The following is an 18,247-nucleotide window of genomic DNA, read 5'->3' as shown; positions in this document are numbered from 1 at the left end:
AGGTATTAGGGGAAGCAGGCGATGTTCGGCGAGAAGTTTCGGGATCGGCAAAAGCCGATGGTGCTCGTGCTGGGACTGGGTGAATCCGGTCTCGCGATGGCGCGCTGGTGCGCGCGGCACGGCTGTCGGCTGCGTGTGGCCGATACGCGCGAAGTACCGCCGAATCTGTCCGCACTGGAAGCGCATGGCGTCGACGCCGCGTTTGTCGGCGGCCCGTTTTCGCCTGTGTTGCTCGAAGGCGTGGAACTCGTTGCGATCAGCCCGGGTTTGTCGCCGCTCGCCGCCGACCTGCTGCCGCTGATCACCGCGGCCCGCGAGCAGGGCATCCCCGTGTGGGGCGAGCTCGAACTGTTTTCCCAGGCGCTGAAAACGCTCGGCGAGAGCGGCTACGCGCCGAAAGTCATCGCGATCACCGGCACCAACGGCAAGACCACGACTACCAGCCTGACGGGCCTGCTGTGCGAACGTGCGGGCAAGAAGGTCGCGGTGGCGGGCAACATCAGCCCCGCGCTGCTCGACAAACTGAGCGAAGCGATCGACAACACCGCGCTGCCCGACGTGTGGGTGCTCGAACTGTCGAGCTTCCAGCTTGAAACAGCGCATACGTTCGAGCCGGACGCCGCGGCAATTCTCAACATCACGCAGGATCACCTCGACTGGCATGGCGGCCTCGACGCGTACGCCGCCGCGAAGGGCCGGATCTTCGGTACACAAACGGTGCGCGTGCTTAATCGCGACGACGCGCGCGTAATGGCGCTCGCGCCTTCCGACGCTAGCGACATCGAAGTCGTGACCTTCGGCGTAACCGAACCGAAGAGCGACGGCGACTACGGTCTGTTGCGCGATAACGGCATGATCTGGCTCGTCGAAGCACACGATCTCGACGCGAGCGACGAACCCGCACCGAAGCGTCGTCGCAGGAACGAAGCGGTTACGCCGCCGAACATTGCGCTGAAGCGCCTGATGCCGGCGGACGCCTTGCGCATTCGCGGCCTGCATAACGCGGCCAACGCACTTGCCGCCTATGCGCTCGCGCGCGCCATCGGCCTGCCCGGCGCGCGTCTTTTGCATGGCTTGCGCGAGTATCACGGCGAGCCGCATCGCGTGGAACTGATTGCATCGATCGACGGCATTGATTATGTCGACGACAGCAAGGGCACTAACGTGGGCGCGACGGTTGCCGCACTCGACGGTCTCGCGCAGCGCGTCGTGCTGATTGCAGGCGGCGACGGCAAGGGCCAGGACTTCGAGCCGCTTGCCGCGCCGGTCATGCGCTGGTGCCGCGCAGTGATGCTGATTGGCCGTGACGCGCCGCAGATTCGCGCGGCGCTCGAAGAGACCGGCATCGCGATGACTGACCACGCCACGCTCGAAGAAGCGACGCGTGCGGCAACGGCGCTCGCGCAACCGGGCGACGCCATCCTGTTGTCACCGGCTTGCGCGAGCTTCGACATGTTCAAGGGTTATGCGCATCGTGCCGCGGTGTTCCGCAGCACGGTAGAAGAAATCGCGGCCGAACGGGGGACGATGATATGAGCTGGTCCGAACGATTCGGTTCACGCGCCACCGCCAATGGCGACCCGGCAAGCGCCACGCGCGCTGCCGGCCGCACGGGCGGCAGCGGTCTCGCGAGCGCCGTCAACGGTGTGCGGCCGTTGCGCTCGCGCATGCTCGACTACGATCATTCGCTGCTGTGGGTGGTCGTCGCGCTGCTCGGCCTTGGCGTGGTGATGGTGTACTCGGCGTCGATCGCGATGCCCGACTCGCCGAAGTACGCGTCGTACCGCGATTACGCGTTCCTCGTTCGCCAGATTATTTTCGTGGTCATGGGCGCGGTGGTCGGCGTCGTGGCGTTCCGCGTTCCGATTTCGACGTGGGACAAATACGCGCCCAAGCTATTCCTGATTTCGCTCGTCGCTCTGGTGATCGTGCTGATTCCGCACGTCGGCAAGGGCGTGAACGGCGCACGCCGCTGGATTCCGCTCGGCATCACGAACATGCAGCCGTCCGAAATCATGAAGCTCGCGGTGACGATCTACGCGGCGAACTACACGGTACGCAAGCAGGAATATATGCACAGCTTCGCCAAAGGCTTTCTGCCGATGGCGATGGCGGTGGGTTTCGTCGGCGCATTGCTGCTGCTCGAGCCGGACATGGGCGCGTTCATGGTGATTGCGGCGATCGCGATGGGCCTGCTGTTTCTCGGCGGCGTGAACGGCAAGCTGTTCGGTGGGCTCGTTGCGACCGCGGTTGGCACGTTCAGTTTGCTGGTGTGGGCATCGCCGTGGCGGCGCGAGCGGATCTTTGCTTACCTGGATCCGTGGGACGACCGTTACGCGCAGGGCAAAGCTTATCAATTGACGCACTCGCTGATCGCGTTCGGCCGCGGCGAGTGGTTCGGCGTGGGTCTCGGCGGCAGCGTCGAGAAGCTCAACTATCTGCCCGAAGCGCATACCGACTTCATTCTCGCGGTGATCGGCGAGGAACTCGGCTTTGTCGGCGTGCTCGTCGTGATCCTGATGTTTTACTGGATCGTGCGCCGCGCGTTCGAGATTGGCCGTCAGGCGCTCGCGCTCGACCGCACGTTCGCGGGTCTGGTCGCGAAGGGCGTCGGCATCTGGTTCGGCGCGCAGACGTTTATCAACATGGGCGTGAACCTCGGCTTGCTGCCGACTAAAGGTCTGACGTTGCCGCTCGTCAGCTATGGCGGTTCCGGCATCTTGCTGAACTGCGTCGCCGTCGCGGTGTTGATGCGCGTCGACTATGAAAATCGTGTGTTGATGCGTGGGGGGAAGGTATGACCCTCACGCAGCAACGCACGATTTCGGCGAAGGCTAACTTCGTGCGCAAGGCGCGCGAAGTTAAGCGAAGCGGCCGCAGCCACAACCGGTTTTCATTCATGTTGATGCGTGGAGGGAAGGTATGACCCCCATGCAGCAACGCACGCTGATGGTGATGGCCGGCGGCACCGGGGGACACGTGTTCCCCGGGCTCGCGGTCGCGCATCTGATGCAGGCGTGGGGCTGGAAAGTCGTATGGCTCGGCAACCCTGCCGGCATGGAAGCCACGCTCGTGCCGAAGCACGGCATTCCCATGGAGTACGTGCGTTTTGGCGGACTGCGCGGCAAGGGCCTGAAGACCAAGTTGATGTTGCCGCTGAATCTGCTGCGCGCATGCACGCAGAGTCTGAGTGTGCTGCGTCGTGTGAAGCCGGATGTCGTGCTCGGCATGGGCGGTTACATCACGTTTCCGGCCGGGCTGATGACCGCATTGAGCGGGCGTCCTCTCGTGCTGCATGAACAGAATTCGATAGCAGGGCTCGCGAACAAGGTCCTCGCGAAGTTTGCCAGGCGCGTGCTGGTTGCATTTCCGAATGCGTTGCCGCACGGCGAATGGACCGGTAATCCGATTCGTGCGGAACTTGCGCGCGCGATTGCGCCCAAAGCACGCTATGCAGAACGCAACGGTCCGCTGAACGTGCTGGTGGTCGGTGGCAGTCTCGGCGCTGCGGCGCTCAACGAAGTGGTGCCGCGCGCGGTCGCGCTGCTCGGTGCGAGCGAACGGCCGCGCATCGTGCATCAGGCCGGCGCCAAGCATATCGACGCGCTGCGCGAGAACTACGCGGCGGCTGGCTTGCAAGCGGGCGCGGACGTGCAACTCGTGCCGTTCATCGACGACATGACGAGCGCCTATGCGAAAGCCGATCTCGTGATTTGCCGCTCGGGCGCAATGACGGTGTCCGAAATTTCAGCAGTAGGTGTGGCCGCGTTGTTCGTGCCGTTCCCGTATGCGGTGGACGATCATCAGACCACTAATGCAGCGTTTCTCGCCGATAACGGCGCAGCGCTGGTCGTGCAGCAACGCGATCTGTCGGCGGAAAAACTCGCCGACTGGTTGCGCAGCCAGACGCGGGAAAGTCTCGCGGAGATGGCAGAGCGTTCGCGCTCGCTCGCGAAACCCGACGCCACGGAACAGGTCGCGAAGATTTGCGCGACTGTGGCGGGTTCGATTTCGGGCGCGAGCCCAGAAGGAAAGCAATGAAACACATCGTCAAACATATTCACTTTGTCGGCATCGGCGGTGTCGGCATGAGCGGCATCGCGGAGGTGCTGGTCAACCTCGGCTATCAGGTGAGCGGCTCGGATCTGTCGAGCAATGCGGTGACCGATCGACTCGCCGCGCTCGGCGCGCGCATTGCGATCGGTCATGCCGCAGAGAACATAGAAGGCGCTAACGCTGTGGTCGTCTCGACCGCGGTACGTAGCGACAACCCGGAAGTGCTGGCGGCGCGTCATCGCCGTATTCCGATCGTGCCGCGCGCGGTGATGCTCGCGGAACTGATGCGCCTGAAACAGGGCATTGCGATTGCCGGCACGCACGGCAAGACCACGACCACGTCGCTGGTGGCAAGCGTGCTCGCCGCGGGCGGGCTCGATCCGACCTTCGTGATTGGCGGCAGGCTGATCAGCGCGGGCGCGAATGCGCGCCTCGGTACGGGCGACTTCATCGTGGCGGAAGCGGACGAGTCGGACGCGTCGTTCCTGAATCTGTTTCCGGTGATCGAAGTCATTACGAACATCGACGCCGATCACATGGACACCTACGGCCACGACTTCGCGCGGCTCAAGCAGGCGTTCATCGAATTCACGCACCGTTTGCCGTTTTACGGCATCGCAGTGCTGTGCGTCGACGATCCGAACGTGAAGGAAATTCTGCCGTTCGTGTCGAAGCCGATCATTCGCTACGGCTTTGCTCCGGATGCACAGGTGCGGGCGGTGAACGTTCAGGCACGCGACGGCAAGATGCATTTCACGGCAATGCGCGAAGACGCGCCGCCAATCGACATCGTGTTGAACCTGCCCGGCGAGCACAACGTGCAGAACGCGTTGGCCGCGATCGCCATCGCGACCGAACTCGAAGTGAAAGATGCCGACATTCAGCGGGCGCTGGCCGATTTCAACGGCGTGGGCCGGCGTTTTCAGCGCTACGGCGAAGTGCCCGTGGTCGGGGAAGGCAACACGTCGGGCGCCTACACGCTGGTCGACGACTACGGCCATCACCCGGTCGAAATGGCGGCAACGGTCGCGGCGGCGCGCGGTGCATTCCCGGGGCGGCGTCTGGTGCTCGCATTCCAGCCTCACCGCTTCACGCGTACGCGCGACTGTTTCGAGGATTTCGTAAAGGTGCTGTCCACGGTGGACGCGCTCGTGCTGACCGAAGTCTATTCGGCGGGCGAAGCGCCGATCGTCGCGGCGGACGGCCGTGCGCTCGCGCGTGCGTTGCGCGTGGCGGGCAAGGTGGAGCCCGTGTTCGTCGATACGGTGGACGAAGTGCCGGACGCGCTTGCAGCACTCGTGCGCGACGGCGATGTAGTGATCACGATGGGCGCGGGTTCGATCGGCAGTGTGCCGGGTCGTCTCGCTCTCGAAACGAAGGTGTGAGATGAGCAGTATCCAGTCAGATCAACTCGCTAAACAATTCGGCAAAGTGGCCGTGCTGCTCGGTGGAAATTCCGCCGAGCGCGAGGTGTCGCTTAATTCCGGGCGCCTCGTGCTGCAGGGACTGCGCGATGCCGGCGTCGACGCACATCCGTTCGATCCGGCCGAGCGTCCGCTTGCCGCGTTGAAGGAAGAAGGCTTCGTGCGCGCGTTCAATGCGTTGCACGGCGGCTATGGCGAAAACGGCCAGATTCAGGGCGCGCTCGACTTTTACGGCATCAAGTACACGGGCAGCGGCGTGCTTGGCTCGGCGCTCGGGCTCGATAAATTCCGCACCAAGCTCGTGTGGCAGCAACTCGGTATTCCGACGCCGCCGTTCGAAGCCGTACTGCGTGGCGACGACTACGAAGCGCGCGCGAAAGACATCGTCGCGAAGCTCGGATTGCCGCTTTTCGTGAAGCCGGCAAGCGAAGGCTCGAGCGTCGCGGTCATCAAGGTGAAAAGCGCCGACGCATTGCCGGCTGCGCTCGTCGAAGCCGTCAAGTACGACAAGATCGTGGTGGTCGAAAAGAGCATTGAAGGCGGCGGCGAATACACGGCGTGCATTGCGGGCGACCTGGATTTGCCGGTGATCCACATCGTGCCGGCCGGCGAGTTTTACGACTATCACGCGAAGTACATCGCGAACGACACGCAGTATCTGATTCCGTGCGGTCTGGCGGCGGACGACGAAGCGCGCCTGAAAGTGCTGGCGCGACGTGCGTTCGACGTTCTGGGCTGCACCGATTGGGGTCGCGCCGACTTCATGCTGGACGCCGACGGCAATCCGTATTTCCTCGAAGTGAACACGGCGCCCGGCATGACCGATCACTCGTTGCCGCCGAAAGCGGCGCGCGCGGTGGGCATCAGCTATCAGGAACTGGTTGTCGGCGTATTGGCGCTGACGCTCAAGGATTAACGGGCAGCACTAACCGAAGCACTAACCGGGGCAACCCGAAAGCAACACCATGTGGAACAACGTTCGCCAGCTCAATTTCGCCGCCAACGCATTGCATGCGTTGCTGGTGCTCGTGCTGCTGGCGGCGGGCGGTTACTGGCTGATCCAGCGCCCGAATTTCGCGCTGCGCGAAATCCAGATCGACGGCGATACCGAGCATATCAATTCGCCGACGGTGCGCGCAGGCGTGGTTGGGCGGCTGAAGGGCAACTTCTTCACGGTCGATCTCGACGTCGCGCGCCAGGCGTTCGAGCAGATGCCGTGGGTGCGTCACGCGAGCGTGCGGCGCGTCTGGCCGAATGCGCTCGCTGTCACGCTCGAAGAGTACAAACCGCTTGGTACGTGGGGCAGCGATCAACTGGTGAGCGTCGACGGCGATCTGTTCACCGCGAACCAGGGCGAGCTGGAGCAGGACCTGCCCGCGTTCGACGGCCCGGACGGTACGGCGAAAGAAGTGGTCGCGCGTTATCACGACTTTCAGAAGTGGTTCGCGCCGCTTGGCGCCACGCCCGAAGAAGTGACGTTGTCGCCGCGTTACGCGTGGACCGTCAAGCTGTCGAACGGCATGCAGGTGGAGTTGGGGCGCGAGCGCAATCAGGACACGCTGCTCGATCGGAGCAAGCGCCTAACCGCGGCCTGGAACGCGGTGACGCAACGTTGGGGAAAGGATATCGAGTATGCGGACTTGCGCTATCCGAACGGTTTCGCGATTCGTGCCGCTGGCATGCGCTTTATCAGCGAACCCGACAAGGGCAAGAAGTAAACGGACATCACACGCAATGAGCACGCTATGAGTAAAGACTATAAAGATCTGCTGGTCGCCCTCGACATCGGGACGTCGAAGGTGGTGGCCATCGTCGCCGAGCTGAAGGGCGAAGGTCACTACGAGGTGATCGGCCTCGGCCAGAGCGAATCGAAGGGGCTCAAGAAAGGCGTGGTGGTGAATATCGAAGCCACCGTGCAGTCCATTCAGCGCGCGCTCGAAGAAGCCGAGCTGATGGCCGACTGCAAGATCACGAACGTCTTCACCGGCATTGCCGGCAGCCATATCCGCAGCTTCAATTCGAGCGGCATGGTGGCGATCAAGGAAAAGGAAGTCACGCAGGCCGATGTGGCGCGCGTGATCGAAACGGCGAAGGCGATCAACATTCCGACCGACCAGCAGGTGCTGCATATCCTCACGCAGGAATTCATCATCGACGGTCAGGAAGATGTGCGCGAGCCGATCGGCATGAGCGGCATTCGCCTCGAAGTGAAGGTGCATATCGTCACGGGCGCGGTGAGCGCGGCGCAGAACATCGTGAAGTGCGTGCGCCGCTGCGGGCTCGAAGTGAACGATCTGATTCTGCAGCCGCTCGCGTCGTCGCTCGCGGTGCTGACGGAAGACGAAAAGGAACTGGGCGTGGTGCTGGTCGACATCGGCGGCGGCACGACGGACATCGCGATTTTCAGCGAAGGCGCGATCCGGCATACGGCGGTGATTCCGATTGCCGGCGACCAGATCACGAGCGACATCGCGATGGCCTTGCGCACGCCGACGCCGGACGCGGAAGACATCAAGGTCGACTACGGCATCGCCAAACAGGCGCTGGCCGATCCGGACGAAATGATCGAAGTGCCGGGTCTCGGCGAGCGCGGCCCGCGCACGCTGTCGCGCCAGGCGCTGGCGGCGGTCGTCGAGCCGCGTGTCGAAGAACTGTTTTCGCTCGTGCAGCAGGTGGTGCGCGAGTCGGGTTACGAGGAACTGCTGAGTTCCGGCGTGGTGCTGACCGGCGGCGCGTCGATGATGCTCGGCATGGTCGAGCTAGGCGAAGACATTTTCCTGAAGCCCGTGCGTATCGGCGTGCCGGAATACGCGGGCGGTCTTGCCGACGTGGTGCGCAACCCACGCTATTCGACGGCGATGGGCCTGCTCGTCGAAGGACGCTCGCAACGCATGCGCGGCCGCAAGGTGGCGGTGCAGTCGGGTTCGATGGGGCAAGTGTTCACGCGCATGAAGGACTGGTTCCTCGGCAACTTTTAAGAATTTGTTTTACCGAGCAGGTTTCAACGGGTTTTCGACAGTTTCAGAAATACGCGCTGGTGCCGGCGGCCGGCGCGCGACAGGGGGTTGCCCGATCTCTTGCCGAATAACGGCCGAGTGGCTGAATTTTTTATCTTGACGGAGGCAACATGGAATTCCAGATGCTGGAAACCGAAACGAACGGCACCATCATCAAGGTGGTCGGAGTAGGTGGCGCTGGCGGCAATGCCGTTCAGCACATGATCAACAAGGGCGTGCAAGGCGTCGACTTCATCGTGATGAACACGGACGCACAGGCTTTGTCGCGTTCGCGCGCCACCGCGGTGATCCAGTTGGGCAACACGGGTTTGGGCGCCGGCGCCAAGCCGGAGATGGGCCACGCCGCCGCGCAGGAAGCACGTGAGCGCATCGCCGACGCATTGCGCGGCGCGCACATGGTCTTCATTACGGCCGGCATGGGCGGCGGCACGGGCACGGGCGCAGCGCCGGTGGTCGCGCAGATCGCGAAGGAAATGGGGATCTTGACCGTAGGCGTGGTCAGCAAGCCGTTCGAATTCGAAGGCGGCAAGCGCATGCGTGTGGCAGAAGCCGGTTCGCAGCAACTGGAGGATCACGTCGACTCGCTGATCGTCGTTCTGAACGACAAGCTGTTCGAGGTGATGGGCGATGACGCCGAGATGGACAAGTGCTTCCAGTGCGCAGACGACGTTCTGAACAACGCAGTTGCCGGCATCGCGGAAATCATCAACGTCGACGGTCTGGTGAACGTCGACTTCGAAGACGTGAAGACGGTGATGGGCGAGCAGGGCAAGGCGATGATGGGCACGGCGACGGTTGCCGGCGTCGATCGCGCGCGTCTCGCTGCCGAGCAGGCTGTGGCCAGCCCGCTGCTGGAAGGCGTGGATCTGTCGGGCGCGCGTGGCGTGCTGGTGAACATCACGTCGAGCCGTTCGCTGCGTCTGTCTGAAACGCGCGAAGTGATGAACACCATCAAGAGCTATGCTGCAGAAGACGCAACCGTGATCTTCGGCGCGGTGTACGACGATGCAATGGGCGACGCGCTGCGCGTGACGGTCGTGGCAACGGGTCTCGGCCGTGCGGCGAAGAAGCAGCAATCGGCACCCATGACGCTGCTGCGCACCGGCACCGACAATCAGCCGATCAGCACGCAACACGCGGCCTACGCAACGCCGTCGCACGCGAGCACGGCCGACTACGGCGCGCTGGACACGCCGGCTGTGTGGCGCACGTCGCGCGACACCGCGGCTTCGCACGTGCAGGCGCTGCAAGAAAAGGGCGTCGACACGTACGACATTCCGGCATTCCTGCGCAAGCAGGCGGACTGAGCGCACGGGCAGGCTTTCGCTGCCGCGCCTGTTCCTGGGCGTTGGCGGACGAATGCACGAGCGTGGCGGGTGAACGGCAAACAAGCCGCGTATCGTCGGATTCGCGGCAAGGACAAGTGCCCTCTTCGGAAAACGAAGCGGTTTGGGCAACTGTCGCCGATTCACTGCGACACGATGACGTGCGAGAGACGCTTCGCATCGATGCAAAGGACTGAGCATGATTCAAGCTGGTGACAAGCTGCCCGACGCAACGCTCTTCGAGTATGTCGAAGACGAGCGCGCGGGCTGCACGATCGGGCCTAATAGCTTCGACGTGCGCGAGCAGACGGCGGGCAAGCGTGTGGTGATCTTCGGATTGCCTGGCGCGTTCACGCCGACCTGTTCTGCCAAGCACGTACCGGGTTATGTCGAATACGCCGAGCAGTTGCACGCGCTCGGGGTCGACGAAATCTGGTGTGTGTCCGTGAACGACGCGTTCGTGATGGGCGCGTGGGGACGCGATCTGCACGCCTCGGGCAAGGTGCGCATGATGGCGGATGGCAGTGCGGCTTTCACACGAGCGCTTGGTCTCGAGCAGGATTTGTCGGCGCGCGGCATGGGAATCCGTTCCCAGCGCTACGCGATGGTTGTCGACAACGGCGTGGTCAAGACGCTGAACGTCGAGGCTGCGGGCAAATTCGAAGTGAGCGATGCAAGGAGTATCCTCGCTACGTTGAGCTAGTTATAGCGGCGTCATCACGCTGACGCGGCACGCGGGAAACCGCGTTGTACCGCGGCAACAGTGAATGCGACGCTTTTGTGACAGGCCGTTACGCGGGCCGACGACCGGAAACGCCTCCGTTCCGGACGTCGGCCCGTCACGCTTTCCCTCACGGGCGCCCAATGAATAATGTGGGTAACGCAGCGAAACAGATTGATACGTTCCGTGCGAAGACGCTTCTTAGGGTTATGGAGTATAATTCGTGCTATGGAACAAAAAGTCCCGATTGGGATTTTCAATCGAATAAAAGATCACCATGTTGAAGCAGCGCACCATCAAATCAATCGTCAAGACGGTCGGCATCGGCTTGCACTCCGGCCGTAAGGTCGACCTGGCGCTTCGCCCGGCAGCGCCGGACACGGGCATCGTGTTTTCGCGCGTGGATTTGCCCACGCCGGTAGACATCCCCGCGTCGGCAATGGCGATCGGCGATACACGTCTCGCTTCCGTGTTGCAGAAAGACGGCGCGCGCGTCTCGACCATCGAGCATTTGATGTCCGCTTGCGCCGGACTGGGCATCGACAACCTGTATGTCGACGTCACCGCTGAAGAAATTCCGATCATGGACGGCAGCGCCGGCTCGTTCGTGTTTCTGATTCAATCTGCGGGAATCGAAGAGCAGAACGCAGCGAAAAAATTCATCAAGGTCACCAAGCCTGTCGAGATTCGCGACGGCGATAAATTCGCCCGGCTCGATCCGTATTTCGGTTTCAAGCTCAAATTCACGATTGATTTCCGTCACCCGGCTGTCGATAAAACCGGCCAGGCGCTGGAAGTCGATTTCGCCAATACGTCGTACGTCCGCGAAATCGCTCGCGCACGCACGTTCGGTTTTGCGCACGAAGTGGAAATGATGCGTGAGTTGGGCCTCGCACGCGGCGGCAGCATGGACAACGCGATCGTGCTCGACGAGTACCGCATTCTGAACAACGACGGTCTGCGTTACGACGACGAGTTCGTCAAACACAAGATGTTGGACGCGATCGGCGACCTGTATGTGGTGGGCCATCCTTTGCTGGCTTCGTACAACGCGTACAAGTCGGGACACGGCTTGAACAACGCACTTCTGCGGGAACTGCTCGCGCATGAAGATTCGTACGAGATCGTCACTTTCGACGACACGCGCAAGGCGCCGCGCGGCTTCGCTTATGAGACGCAGACGGCTTTTGCGTAACGAATTAACTTCACCTCTTCGGTGAAATCTCCGAAGCGAACACACGAAAAATAAGCGGCTCCAACGAGCCGCTTTTTCTTTTGTTCAGCGATTTCTCCGATGCCGCGCTGCCATTTTCGCCAACGCTTCCTGCAGCGGCGAGGGCGCAAGCGATTCGCTGAGCGCGTGTAACGCCTCGGCGCCGACGGGCGTCATGCGCGCCTGCTTGACCGGCGGCGGCTCCTTAGCGGGCTGCGGCCGCACACGGATACGCAACGCGTTGACCGGCCAGCCGCGCTGCTGCAGGTCCGACAGCAACCGCGGCTCCAGATGCCGCAGTCGCGCCGCCAACGCGTTGTGGGCGGCGAAAAGCGCCAGCACGCCTTCCTTGATAAAACTGGGTTCCACGCTCGTCGCCAGGTAATCGGGCAGCAGGTCCCGCAGGTCTTTCTCCAAGGCGGCAATCTGCTCGACGCCCGCCCGCAGCGCGGCAAACGCGTCGGTGCGATTGAGCACTTCGGCTACCGGCTGGGGCCGGCGCACGTTGAACTGCTTTGGCGGCGGCCTTGAAAACGAGGGGAAACGGCTCATGTTTGACAGTGGCGGCGCGTTCGCACCCAATGCGCGAACACGCCCCGATTGTACCGCGCGGGATGCACGCAGACCCGCCCGTGTGTACGCCGTCGAAGGGCGGCGCGGCGGGCTCCGCTGCCTTGCCGGCGTCGCGCTGGCGACATCAGCGCAGGCGGGGGCGCGTGCTAAAATGCCCGATTCGGTGCGACACGCACGCTCGTGTCCGACTGCTCCACGTTACGGAGCATCGACTAGAGGGTTATTGAGGCAACTCACCATGCCCTCCGCAGGCGGCCCCCTTGTGGGCCGCACTTTAGGAAGCAGATGCAACCCTCTGGGAAGCATCCTTGTAGTGAAATTGGAAACCGGAGCAATCAGCCGGGAACCTTGTTGCATGGGCCTGATTACCGTCAGGTCCCGCCCAGTCAGCGGCTTCACCTCCGCCGACAGGGCGGGGTGATGTTTGCAATTCCCTCGCCTTCAAGCAAGGGTTTCGCTAAACGATACGAGCGAAAAGCTCGGTGTGTCATTGTTCGACCTCGTTTGCTGGACGACGAGGGTAGTGAACCTGCTGTACGACCAGCAGTAGCCTAGGAAGACATGCGTCGCTGGCAACGGTGGCGTGTGAAGCTCTTCTGACAATGTAGCCCCCGGACGTTTCGGGCAGATTGGTTCCGCGAGGAGCGGTCTGGATACTCCTAGCAGCAAGGGGGTAAGGCGCTAGGCTGGCTGATAGGGTTAACGGAAGTGAACTGCTGATAAACCTCGTTAGCATTGTGTGCCAAAGCTGCTGATAGGCACTAACCAAAAAGGTATGCGGTTGGATAGCCCGCTCGAATCTCGGGTTACGTCGTTCGTGATACCGCCGGGGAATAGGCAGAACCTAAGTCAGTCGTGTGACATGCCGGGAACGTGGTAAGCCTGTATGGTTGCCAGCGCAGTAAGGCTGGCAGGCGAACCGCAAGGGACGCTGTTGATTGTGCAGGTATGGGAGGACGGAAAAAGCGAAAGCCGGGCTGTAATGGCTCGGATAGGGGTTGGAACATCACCCCACGCGAAAGCGGGCAGACTTCCGTCTGGTCTACCGTCGCAAGACGGCTGACTACCCTCTGTAACTTGGTCAGATGCAGGTGCATGCGCCTGCATTGAGTTTTGTTGTTCCCCAGCGGGGTGTATCTACCCCGCTGGGGGAGATGCGCCTTCTGTCTGGGGACTTTTCCAGGGAGGAGAGCAGCATGAAAGTATCTGGTCGAAAGACCGGATCTGCGCTTTCCCGCGCGCCGGACAACTGGTACGCCGTAGATTGGCGACGGGTTGAGCGGAACGTGAGAGGGATGCAGATTCGAATTGCGAAGGCGACGCGGGAAGGTGACTGGCGTAGGGTGAAAGCCCTGCAACGGATGCTAACTCGCACGTTGTCTGCGAAGCTGTATGCGGTACGACGTGTTACGCAAAACCAGGGTGCGCGAACGGCTGGAGTCGATCGCGAGCTATGGGATTCGCCTGACAGCCGGTGGGAAGCCATCGGCAGGTTGAAGCGGCGCGGATACAAGCCTCTGCCATTACGGAGAGTCTTTATCCCCAAGGCCAATGGGAAGGAACGCCCTCTGGGCATTCCGACCATGCGGGACAGGGCGATGCAAGCTCTGCATCTGCTGGCGTTGGAGCCAGTATCGGAATCGACGAGTGACCTGAATTCCTACGGGTTCAGGCTAAATCGTTCGACAGCTGATGCGATGGCCCAAATCCGCGTTTGTATGTCCCAAAAGGCTTCTGCCAAATGGGTCCTCGAAGCGGATATCAAGGGATGCTTTGACCATATCAGTCATGACTGGTTGGAAAACAATGTCCTGATGGACAGAGTAATCCTCCGGAAATGGTTGAAGGCTGGCCTGATTTATAAGGGGCAGCTACAGGCGACTGAGGCCGGTACGCCGCAGGGAGGAATCATCTCCCCGACATTGGCAAACGTAACGCTGAATGGGCTGGAGCGAGAACTGGAAGTGCACCTCGGTGCAAAACTAGGGATCATGAAAGCTCGAAGGCTCAAAGTGAATGTGGTGCGGTACGCGGACGACTTTGTAATCACCGGCGACTCGCGTGAGTTGCTGGAGTGCGAAGTCCGACCTTGGGTAGAGGCATTCCTTGCGGTTCGGGGGCTGCAGTTATCGGAGGAGAAGACGCGGATCACTCACATTGACGACGGCTTCGATTTCCTTGGGTGGAATTTCCGAAAGTACTCCGGAAAGATGCTCATCAAACCGAGCAAGAAGAACGCGAAAGCGTTCTACAGCAAGGTGGCGGAAACGATTCGCAGCAACAAGACGGTGAAGCAGGAGGAGATGATCCGACTGCTAAATCCAATGTTGCGCGGATGGGCGCAGTATCACCATCCGGTTACGGCCAAAAAGGCGTACACCCACATGGAGCATCTGGTGTTCCGGAGGCTCTGGTGGTGGTCCAAGCGGCGACATCCCCGAAAGAGCAGCAGTTGGGTGCGACAGAAGTACTTCCACTCAATCGACGCTCGACAGTGGGTGTTTGCGGTCCGGACGGTTCGAGACGATGGCAGTTGGGGCCTGATGGAGTTGTACCAACTCAGCGGTACGGCGATCAGGAGACACAAGAAGATCCAAGGAGAATTCAATCCCTTTGATCCGAAGTGGGAGCAATATGGCGAGCAACTGCGGCAGACGCGTCTGTGGGATTCGATGCGCTACCGGAAACAGTGGGCAAAGCTGTACATGTCGCAGAGCGGGCTGTGTGCGCACTGCGGCTGTGCCTTGACGGACGAAACAGGCTGGCACGACCATCATCTGGAATATCGGATGCATGGCGGGTCAGACAAGTTGTCCAACCGGGTCTTGCTTCACCCGCACTGTCACCAGCAGGTACACGTTGGTAAACTTGTAGTAACTAAGCCGGTTCTGTCGTAGACAGAACTTTGTTTGTAGATTTGAGCCGTATGCGGGGAAACTCGCACGTACGGTTCTCGGGGGGCCCGATCTTCGTAAGAAGGTCGGGCTACCCGACAATTCACTCTTGGACTAAGCCGCCGAGGCCACTCCGACCCCGGAGCGCGCGTGCTTTAATCGCACGCCGCAACCCAGCCGAAGCCGCGACGCAGACACCGATCCGATGACCACCGGTTTTCTACAGAAGATTTTTGGCAGCCGCAACCAGCGGCTAGTCAAGCAATATCAAAAGACCGTCGCGGCGATCAATGCGCTCGAACCGCAGATCGAGCAATTGACGGACGATCAACTGCGCGCGAAAACGGACGAGTTCCGCCAACGCGTCGCGAGCGGCGAGTCGCTCGATAAACTGCTGCCGGAAGCGTTCGCGGTCTGCCGCGAGGCGAGCAAGCGCGTGCTGAAAATGCGCCACTTCGACGTGCAGCTGATCGGCGGCATGGTTCTGCACTACGGCAAGATCGGCGAAATGCGCACCGGCGAAGGCAAGACGCTCGTCGCCACGCTGCCGGTGTATCTGAACGCGCTGTCGGGCCGCGGCGTTCACGTCGTCACGGTGAACGACTATCTGGCCCAGCGCGACGCCGAGTGGATGGCGCGCCTCTACAACTTCCTCGGTATGTCCGTCGGCATCAATCTGTCGCAGATGGACCACGAGATGAAGCAGCAGGCATACGCGGCCGACATCACGTACGGTACGAACAACGAGTTCGGCTTCGACTACCTGCGCGACAACATGGTGTACGAGCCGGAAGCCCGCGTGCAGCGAGCGCTGAACTTCGCCGTGGTCGACGAAGTGGACTCGATCCTGATCGACGAGGCGCGTACCCCGCTGATCATCTCCGGTCAGGCAGAAGATCACACCGAACTCTACGTGCGCATGAACGCGCTGCCGCCGCTGCTCGAGCGCCAGATTGGCGAAGAAAAGGCTGACGGCACAGGCGTGGAAAAGCCGGGCGACTACACGCTCGACGAGAAAGGCCGCCAGGTCTTCCTGACCGAATCGGGTCACGAGAAAGCGGAGCGTCTGCTGGCCGAATGGGGCCTGATCGGCGAGGGCGAAAGCCTGTACGCGCCGCAGAACATCACGTTGATGCACCATGTGTACGCCGCGCTGCGCGCGCACACGCTGTTCTACAAGGACCAGCACTACGTCGTGCAGAACGGCGAGGTGATCATCGTCGACGAATTCACCGGCCGTCTGATGGCAGGCCGCCGCTGGTCGGACGGTTTGCACCAGGCTGTCGAGGCGAAGGAGCACGTGAAGATTCAAAGCGAGAACCAGACGCTCGCTTCGATCACGTTCCAGAACTACTTCCGCATGTACGCCAAGCTGTCCGGCATGACCGGCACGGCCGACACCGAAGCGTATGAATTCAACGAGATCTACGGTCTCGAAACGGTCGTGATCCCGACCAACCGTCCGCCCAAGCGGATCGACAAGCAGGATCAGATCTACAAGACCGCCAAGGAACGTTACGACGCGGTGATCCGCGACATCCGTGACTGCTACGAGCGCGGTCAGCCGGTGCTGGTCGGCACCACGTCGATTGAAAATTCGGAACTGCTCTCGCATCTGTTGAAGCAGGCTGGTTTGCCGCACGAAGTGCTCAACGCGAAGCAGCACGCGCGCGAAGCGGAGATCGTGGCGGAAGCGGGCCGTCCGAAGCGCATTACAATCGCCACGAACATGGCCGGTCGCGGCACTGACATCGTGCTCGGCGGCAATGCGGAAAAACAGGCGTCGTTCATTGAACTCGACGAGACGATCCCCGACGACGAAAAGCAGCGCCGCATCCAGAAGCTGCATGACGAATGGCAGGCCTTGCACGATCAGGTGAAGGCCGCGGGCGGTCTGCACATCATCGGCACGGAGCGCCACGAATCGCGGCGGATCGACAACCAGTTGCGCGGCCGTGCGGGCCGTCAGGGCGACCCGGGTTCGTCGCGCTTTTACCTGTCGCTGGAAGATCCGCTGCTGCGCATTTTCGCGGGCGACCGTGTGCGCGCGATCATGGACCGCCTGAAGATGCCGGAAGGCGAGGCGATCGAAGCGGGCATCGTCTCGCGCTCCATCGAATCGGCGCAGCGCAAGGTCGAGGCGCGCAACTTCGACATCCGCAAGCAACTGCTCGAATACGACGACGTCTCGAACGATCAGCGCAAGGTGATCTACCAGCAGCGTAACGAACTGCTCGAGGCGAACGATATTACCGAAACCATCGGCGCGATGCGTCATGGCGTGATCGCGGAGATCGTTCACCAGTTCGTGCCGGCGGGCAGCATTGAAGAACAGTGGGACGTGCCGGAACTGGAGGAAGCGCTGCGCAACGAATGGCAGCTCGACCTCGCGATCCAGGAAATGATCAACGAGTCGAACTCGATCACGTCCGACGAAATTCTCGAAGCGGTGCAAGCCGCCGCAGACGAAGCATACGAAGCCAAGGTTGAACTGGTCGGCCGCGAGTCGTTTAGCGCGTTCGAACGTTCGATCATGCTGCAAACGCTCGACCGCAGCTGGCGCGAACATCTCGCCGCGCTCGACCACTTGCGTCAGGGCATCCATCTGCGTGGCTATGCGCAGAAGAACCCGAAGCAGGAATACAAGCGCGAGGCGTTCGAACTGTTCGCCGCCATGCTCGACGCCGTGAAGCTCGAAGTCACTCGCGTGGTTATGAACGTACAGATCCAGTCGCCCGAGCAGTTGGAGCAGGCGGCCGAACAGATGGAAGAGCAGGGCGGCCACCTCGAGAACGTCGAGTTCCGTCACGCCGAATTTGCCGAAGCTTCGTCCGCGGCACCTGCTGCAGCAGAGGCCGCAACTGCCGCGATGATCGGCGACGCGATGAGCCACGGCTCCTCGCCGCAAACGGCGTCGCCCGTTGGCACGGACAATGTGCCGAAGGTCGGCCGCAATGATCCGTGCCCGTGCGGCAGCGGCAAGAAGTACAAGCAGTGTCACGGCAAGATCGCATAATGCCTTGG

General features: G+C 61.6%; 13 protein-coding genes. 12 read left to right on the top strand and 1 reads right to left on the bottom strand.

Annotation, left to right across the window (positions count from 1 at the left end; genetic code table 11):
* The first annotated feature begins 21 nt into the window (after positions 1-21).
* From murD to lpxC, 10 genes are all read left to right on the top strand, one after another.
* Positions 22-1,536, top strand: a complete 1,515-nt coding sequence (gene murD, locus SB753_RS31545; protein ID WP_087751761.1) for a UDP-N-acetylmuramoyl-L-alanine--D-glutamate ligase — start codon at positions 22-24, stop codon at positions 1,534-1,536.
* Positions 1,533-2,801, top strand: coding sequence for a putative lipid II flippase FtsW (ftsW, locus tag SB753_RS31540; RefSeq protein WP_087751762.1), 1,269 nt, complete (start codon positions 1,533-1,535; stop codon positions 2,799-2,801). Before murD ends, ftsW begins: the two co-directional genes overlap by 4 nt.
* Positions 2,802-2,922: 121 nt before the next feature.
* Complete coding sequence (murG, locus tag SB753_RS31535) at positions 2,923-4,041, top strand: undecaprenyldiphospho-muramoylpentapeptide beta-N-acetylglucosaminyltransferase (protein ID WP_410803736.1); 1,119 nt, start codon at positions 2,923-2,925, stop codon at positions 4,039-4,041.
* A complete protein-coding gene (gene murC, locus SB753_RS31530) occupies positions 4,038-5,441 on the top strand; it encodes a UDP-N-acetylmuramate--L-alanine ligase (RefSeq protein WP_020071222.1) in 1,404 nt (467 codons plus the stop codon). The genes murG and murC overlap by 4 nt, the downstream gene beginning before the upstream one ends.
* A gap of 1 nt (position 5,442) precedes the next feature.
* A complete protein-coding gene (locus tag SB753_RS31525) occupies positions 5,443-6,396 on the top strand; it encodes a D-alanine--D-alanine ligase (protein ID WP_020071223.1) in 954 nt (317 codons plus the stop codon).
* A gap of 49 nt (positions 6,397-6,445) precedes the next feature.
* A complete protein-coding gene (locus SB753_RS31520; protein WP_020071224.1) occupies positions 6,446-7,198 on the top strand; it encodes a cell division protein FtsQ/DivIB in 753 nt (250 codons plus the stop codon).
* Between the two features lie 27 nt (positions 7,199-7,225).
* A complete protein-coding gene (gene ftsA, locus SB753_RS31515; RefSeq protein WP_012434417.1) occupies positions 7,226-8,458 on the top strand; it encodes a cell division protein FtsA in 1,233 nt (410 codons plus the stop codon).
* A gap of 149 nt (positions 8,459-8,607) precedes the next feature.
* The gene (ftsZ, locus tag SB753_RS31510) at positions 8,608-9,804 is read left to right on the top strand and encodes a cell division protein FtsZ (RefSeq protein ID WP_020071225.1); all 1,197 of its coding nucleotides are present in this window, start codon (positions 8,608-8,610) and stop codon (positions 9,802-9,804) included.
* Positions 9,805-10,021: 217 nt separating this feature from the next.
* Complete coding sequence (locus SB753_RS31505; protein WP_410803733.1) at positions 10,022-10,525, top strand: peroxiredoxin; 504 nt, start codon at positions 10,022-10,024, stop codon at positions 10,523-10,525.
* Between the two features lie 295 nt (positions 10,526-10,820).
* Positions 10,821-11,738 carry a UDP-3-O-acyl-N-acetylglucosamine deacetylase gene (gene lpxC, locus SB753_RS31500; protein ID WP_410803731.1) on the top strand — a complete coding sequence of 306 codons (918 nt, stop codon included), beginning with the start codon at positions 10,821-10,823 and terminating at the stop codon, positions 11,736-11,738.
* Positions 11,739-11,822: 84 nt separating this feature from the next.
* Here lpxC and SB753_RS31495 read toward each other — a convergent pair whose 3' ends face one another.
* Positions 11,823-12,308 carry a DciA family protein gene (locus SB753_RS31495; RefSeq protein WP_020071228.1) on the bottom strand — a complete coding sequence of 162 codons (486 nt, stop codon included), beginning with the start codon at positions 12,306-12,308 and terminating at the stop codon, positions 11,823-11,825.
* A 1,217-nt stretch (positions 12,309-13,525) separates the two neighbouring features.
* Between SB753_RS31495 and ltrA the strand changes: the two genes are divergently transcribed.
* A complete protein-coding gene (gene ltrA, locus SB753_RS31490; RefSeq protein ID WP_114156751.1) occupies positions 13,526-15,226 on the top strand; it encodes a group II intron reverse transcriptase/maturase in 1,701 nt (566 codons plus the stop codon).
* A gap of 202 nt (positions 15,227-15,428) precedes the next feature.
* A complete protein-coding gene (secA, locus tag SB753_RS31485) occupies positions 15,429-18,239 on the top strand; it encodes a preprotein translocase subunit SecA (RefSeq protein ID WP_410803728.1) in 2,811 nt (936 codons plus the stop codon).
* Positions 18,240-18,247: the final 8 nt, after the last annotated feature.

Source organism: Paraburkholderia sp. SIMBA_053, from assembly GCF_046534895.1.
Taxonomy (GTDB): Bacteria; Pseudomonadota; Gammaproteobacteria; order Burkholderiales; family Burkholderiaceae; genus Paraburkholderia; species Paraburkholderia caledonica.
This window is presented reverse-complemented; position numbering and strand designations above follow the sequence as displayed.

Excerpts from the sequence above, each read along its gene's own strand:
- ftsZ (WP_020071225.1), top strand. The coding sequence starts at position 8,608 with ATGGAATTCCAGATGCTGGAAACCGAAACGAACGGCACCATCATCAAG.
- SB753_RS31495 (WP_020071228.1), bottom strand. The coding sequence starts at position 12,308 with ATGAGCCGTTTCCCCTCGTTTTCAAGGCCGCCGCCAAAGCAGTTCAAC.
- ftsA (WP_012434417.1), top strand. The coding sequence starts at position 7,226 with ATGAGTAAAGACTATAAAGATCTGCTGGTCGCCCTCGACATCGGGACG.
- murG (WP_410803736.1), top strand. The coding sequence starts at position 2,923 with ATGACCCCCATGCAGCAACGCACGCTGATGGTGATGGCCGGCGGCACC.
- murD (WP_087751761.1), top strand. The coding sequence starts at position 22 with ATGTTCGGCGAGAAGTTTCGGGATCGGCAAAAGCCGATGGTGCTCGTG.
- SB753_RS31525 (WP_020071223.1), top strand. The coding sequence starts at position 5,443 with ATGAGCAGTATCCAGTCAGATCAACTCGCTAAACAATTCGGCAAAGTG.
- SB753_RS31520 (WP_020071224.1), top strand. The coding sequence starts at position 6,446 with ATGTGGAACAACGTTCGCCAGCTCAATTTCGCCGCCAACGCATTGCAT.
- lpxC (WP_410803731.1), top strand. The coding sequence starts at position 10,821 with ATGTTGAAGCAGCGCACCATCAAATCAATCGTCAAGACGGTCGGCATC.
- murC (WP_020071222.1), top strand. The coding sequence starts at position 4,038 with ATGAAACACATCGTCAAACATATTCACTTTGTCGGCATCGGCGGTGTC.
- ltrA (WP_114156751.1), top strand. The coding sequence starts at position 13,526 with ATGAAAGTATCTGGTCGAAAGACCGGATCTGCGCTTTCCCGCGCGCCG.
- SB753_RS31505 (WP_410803733.1), top strand. The coding sequence starts at position 10,022 with ATGATTCAAGCTGGTGACAAGCTGCCCGACGCAACGCTCTTCGAGTAT.
- ftsW (WP_087751762.1), top strand. The coding sequence starts at position 1,533 with ATGAGCTGGTCCGAACGATTCGGTTCACGCGCCACCGCCAATGGCGAC.
- secA (WP_410803728.1), top strand. The coding sequence starts at position 15,429 with ATGACCACCGGTTTTCTACAGAAGATTTTTGGCAGCCGCAACCAGCGG.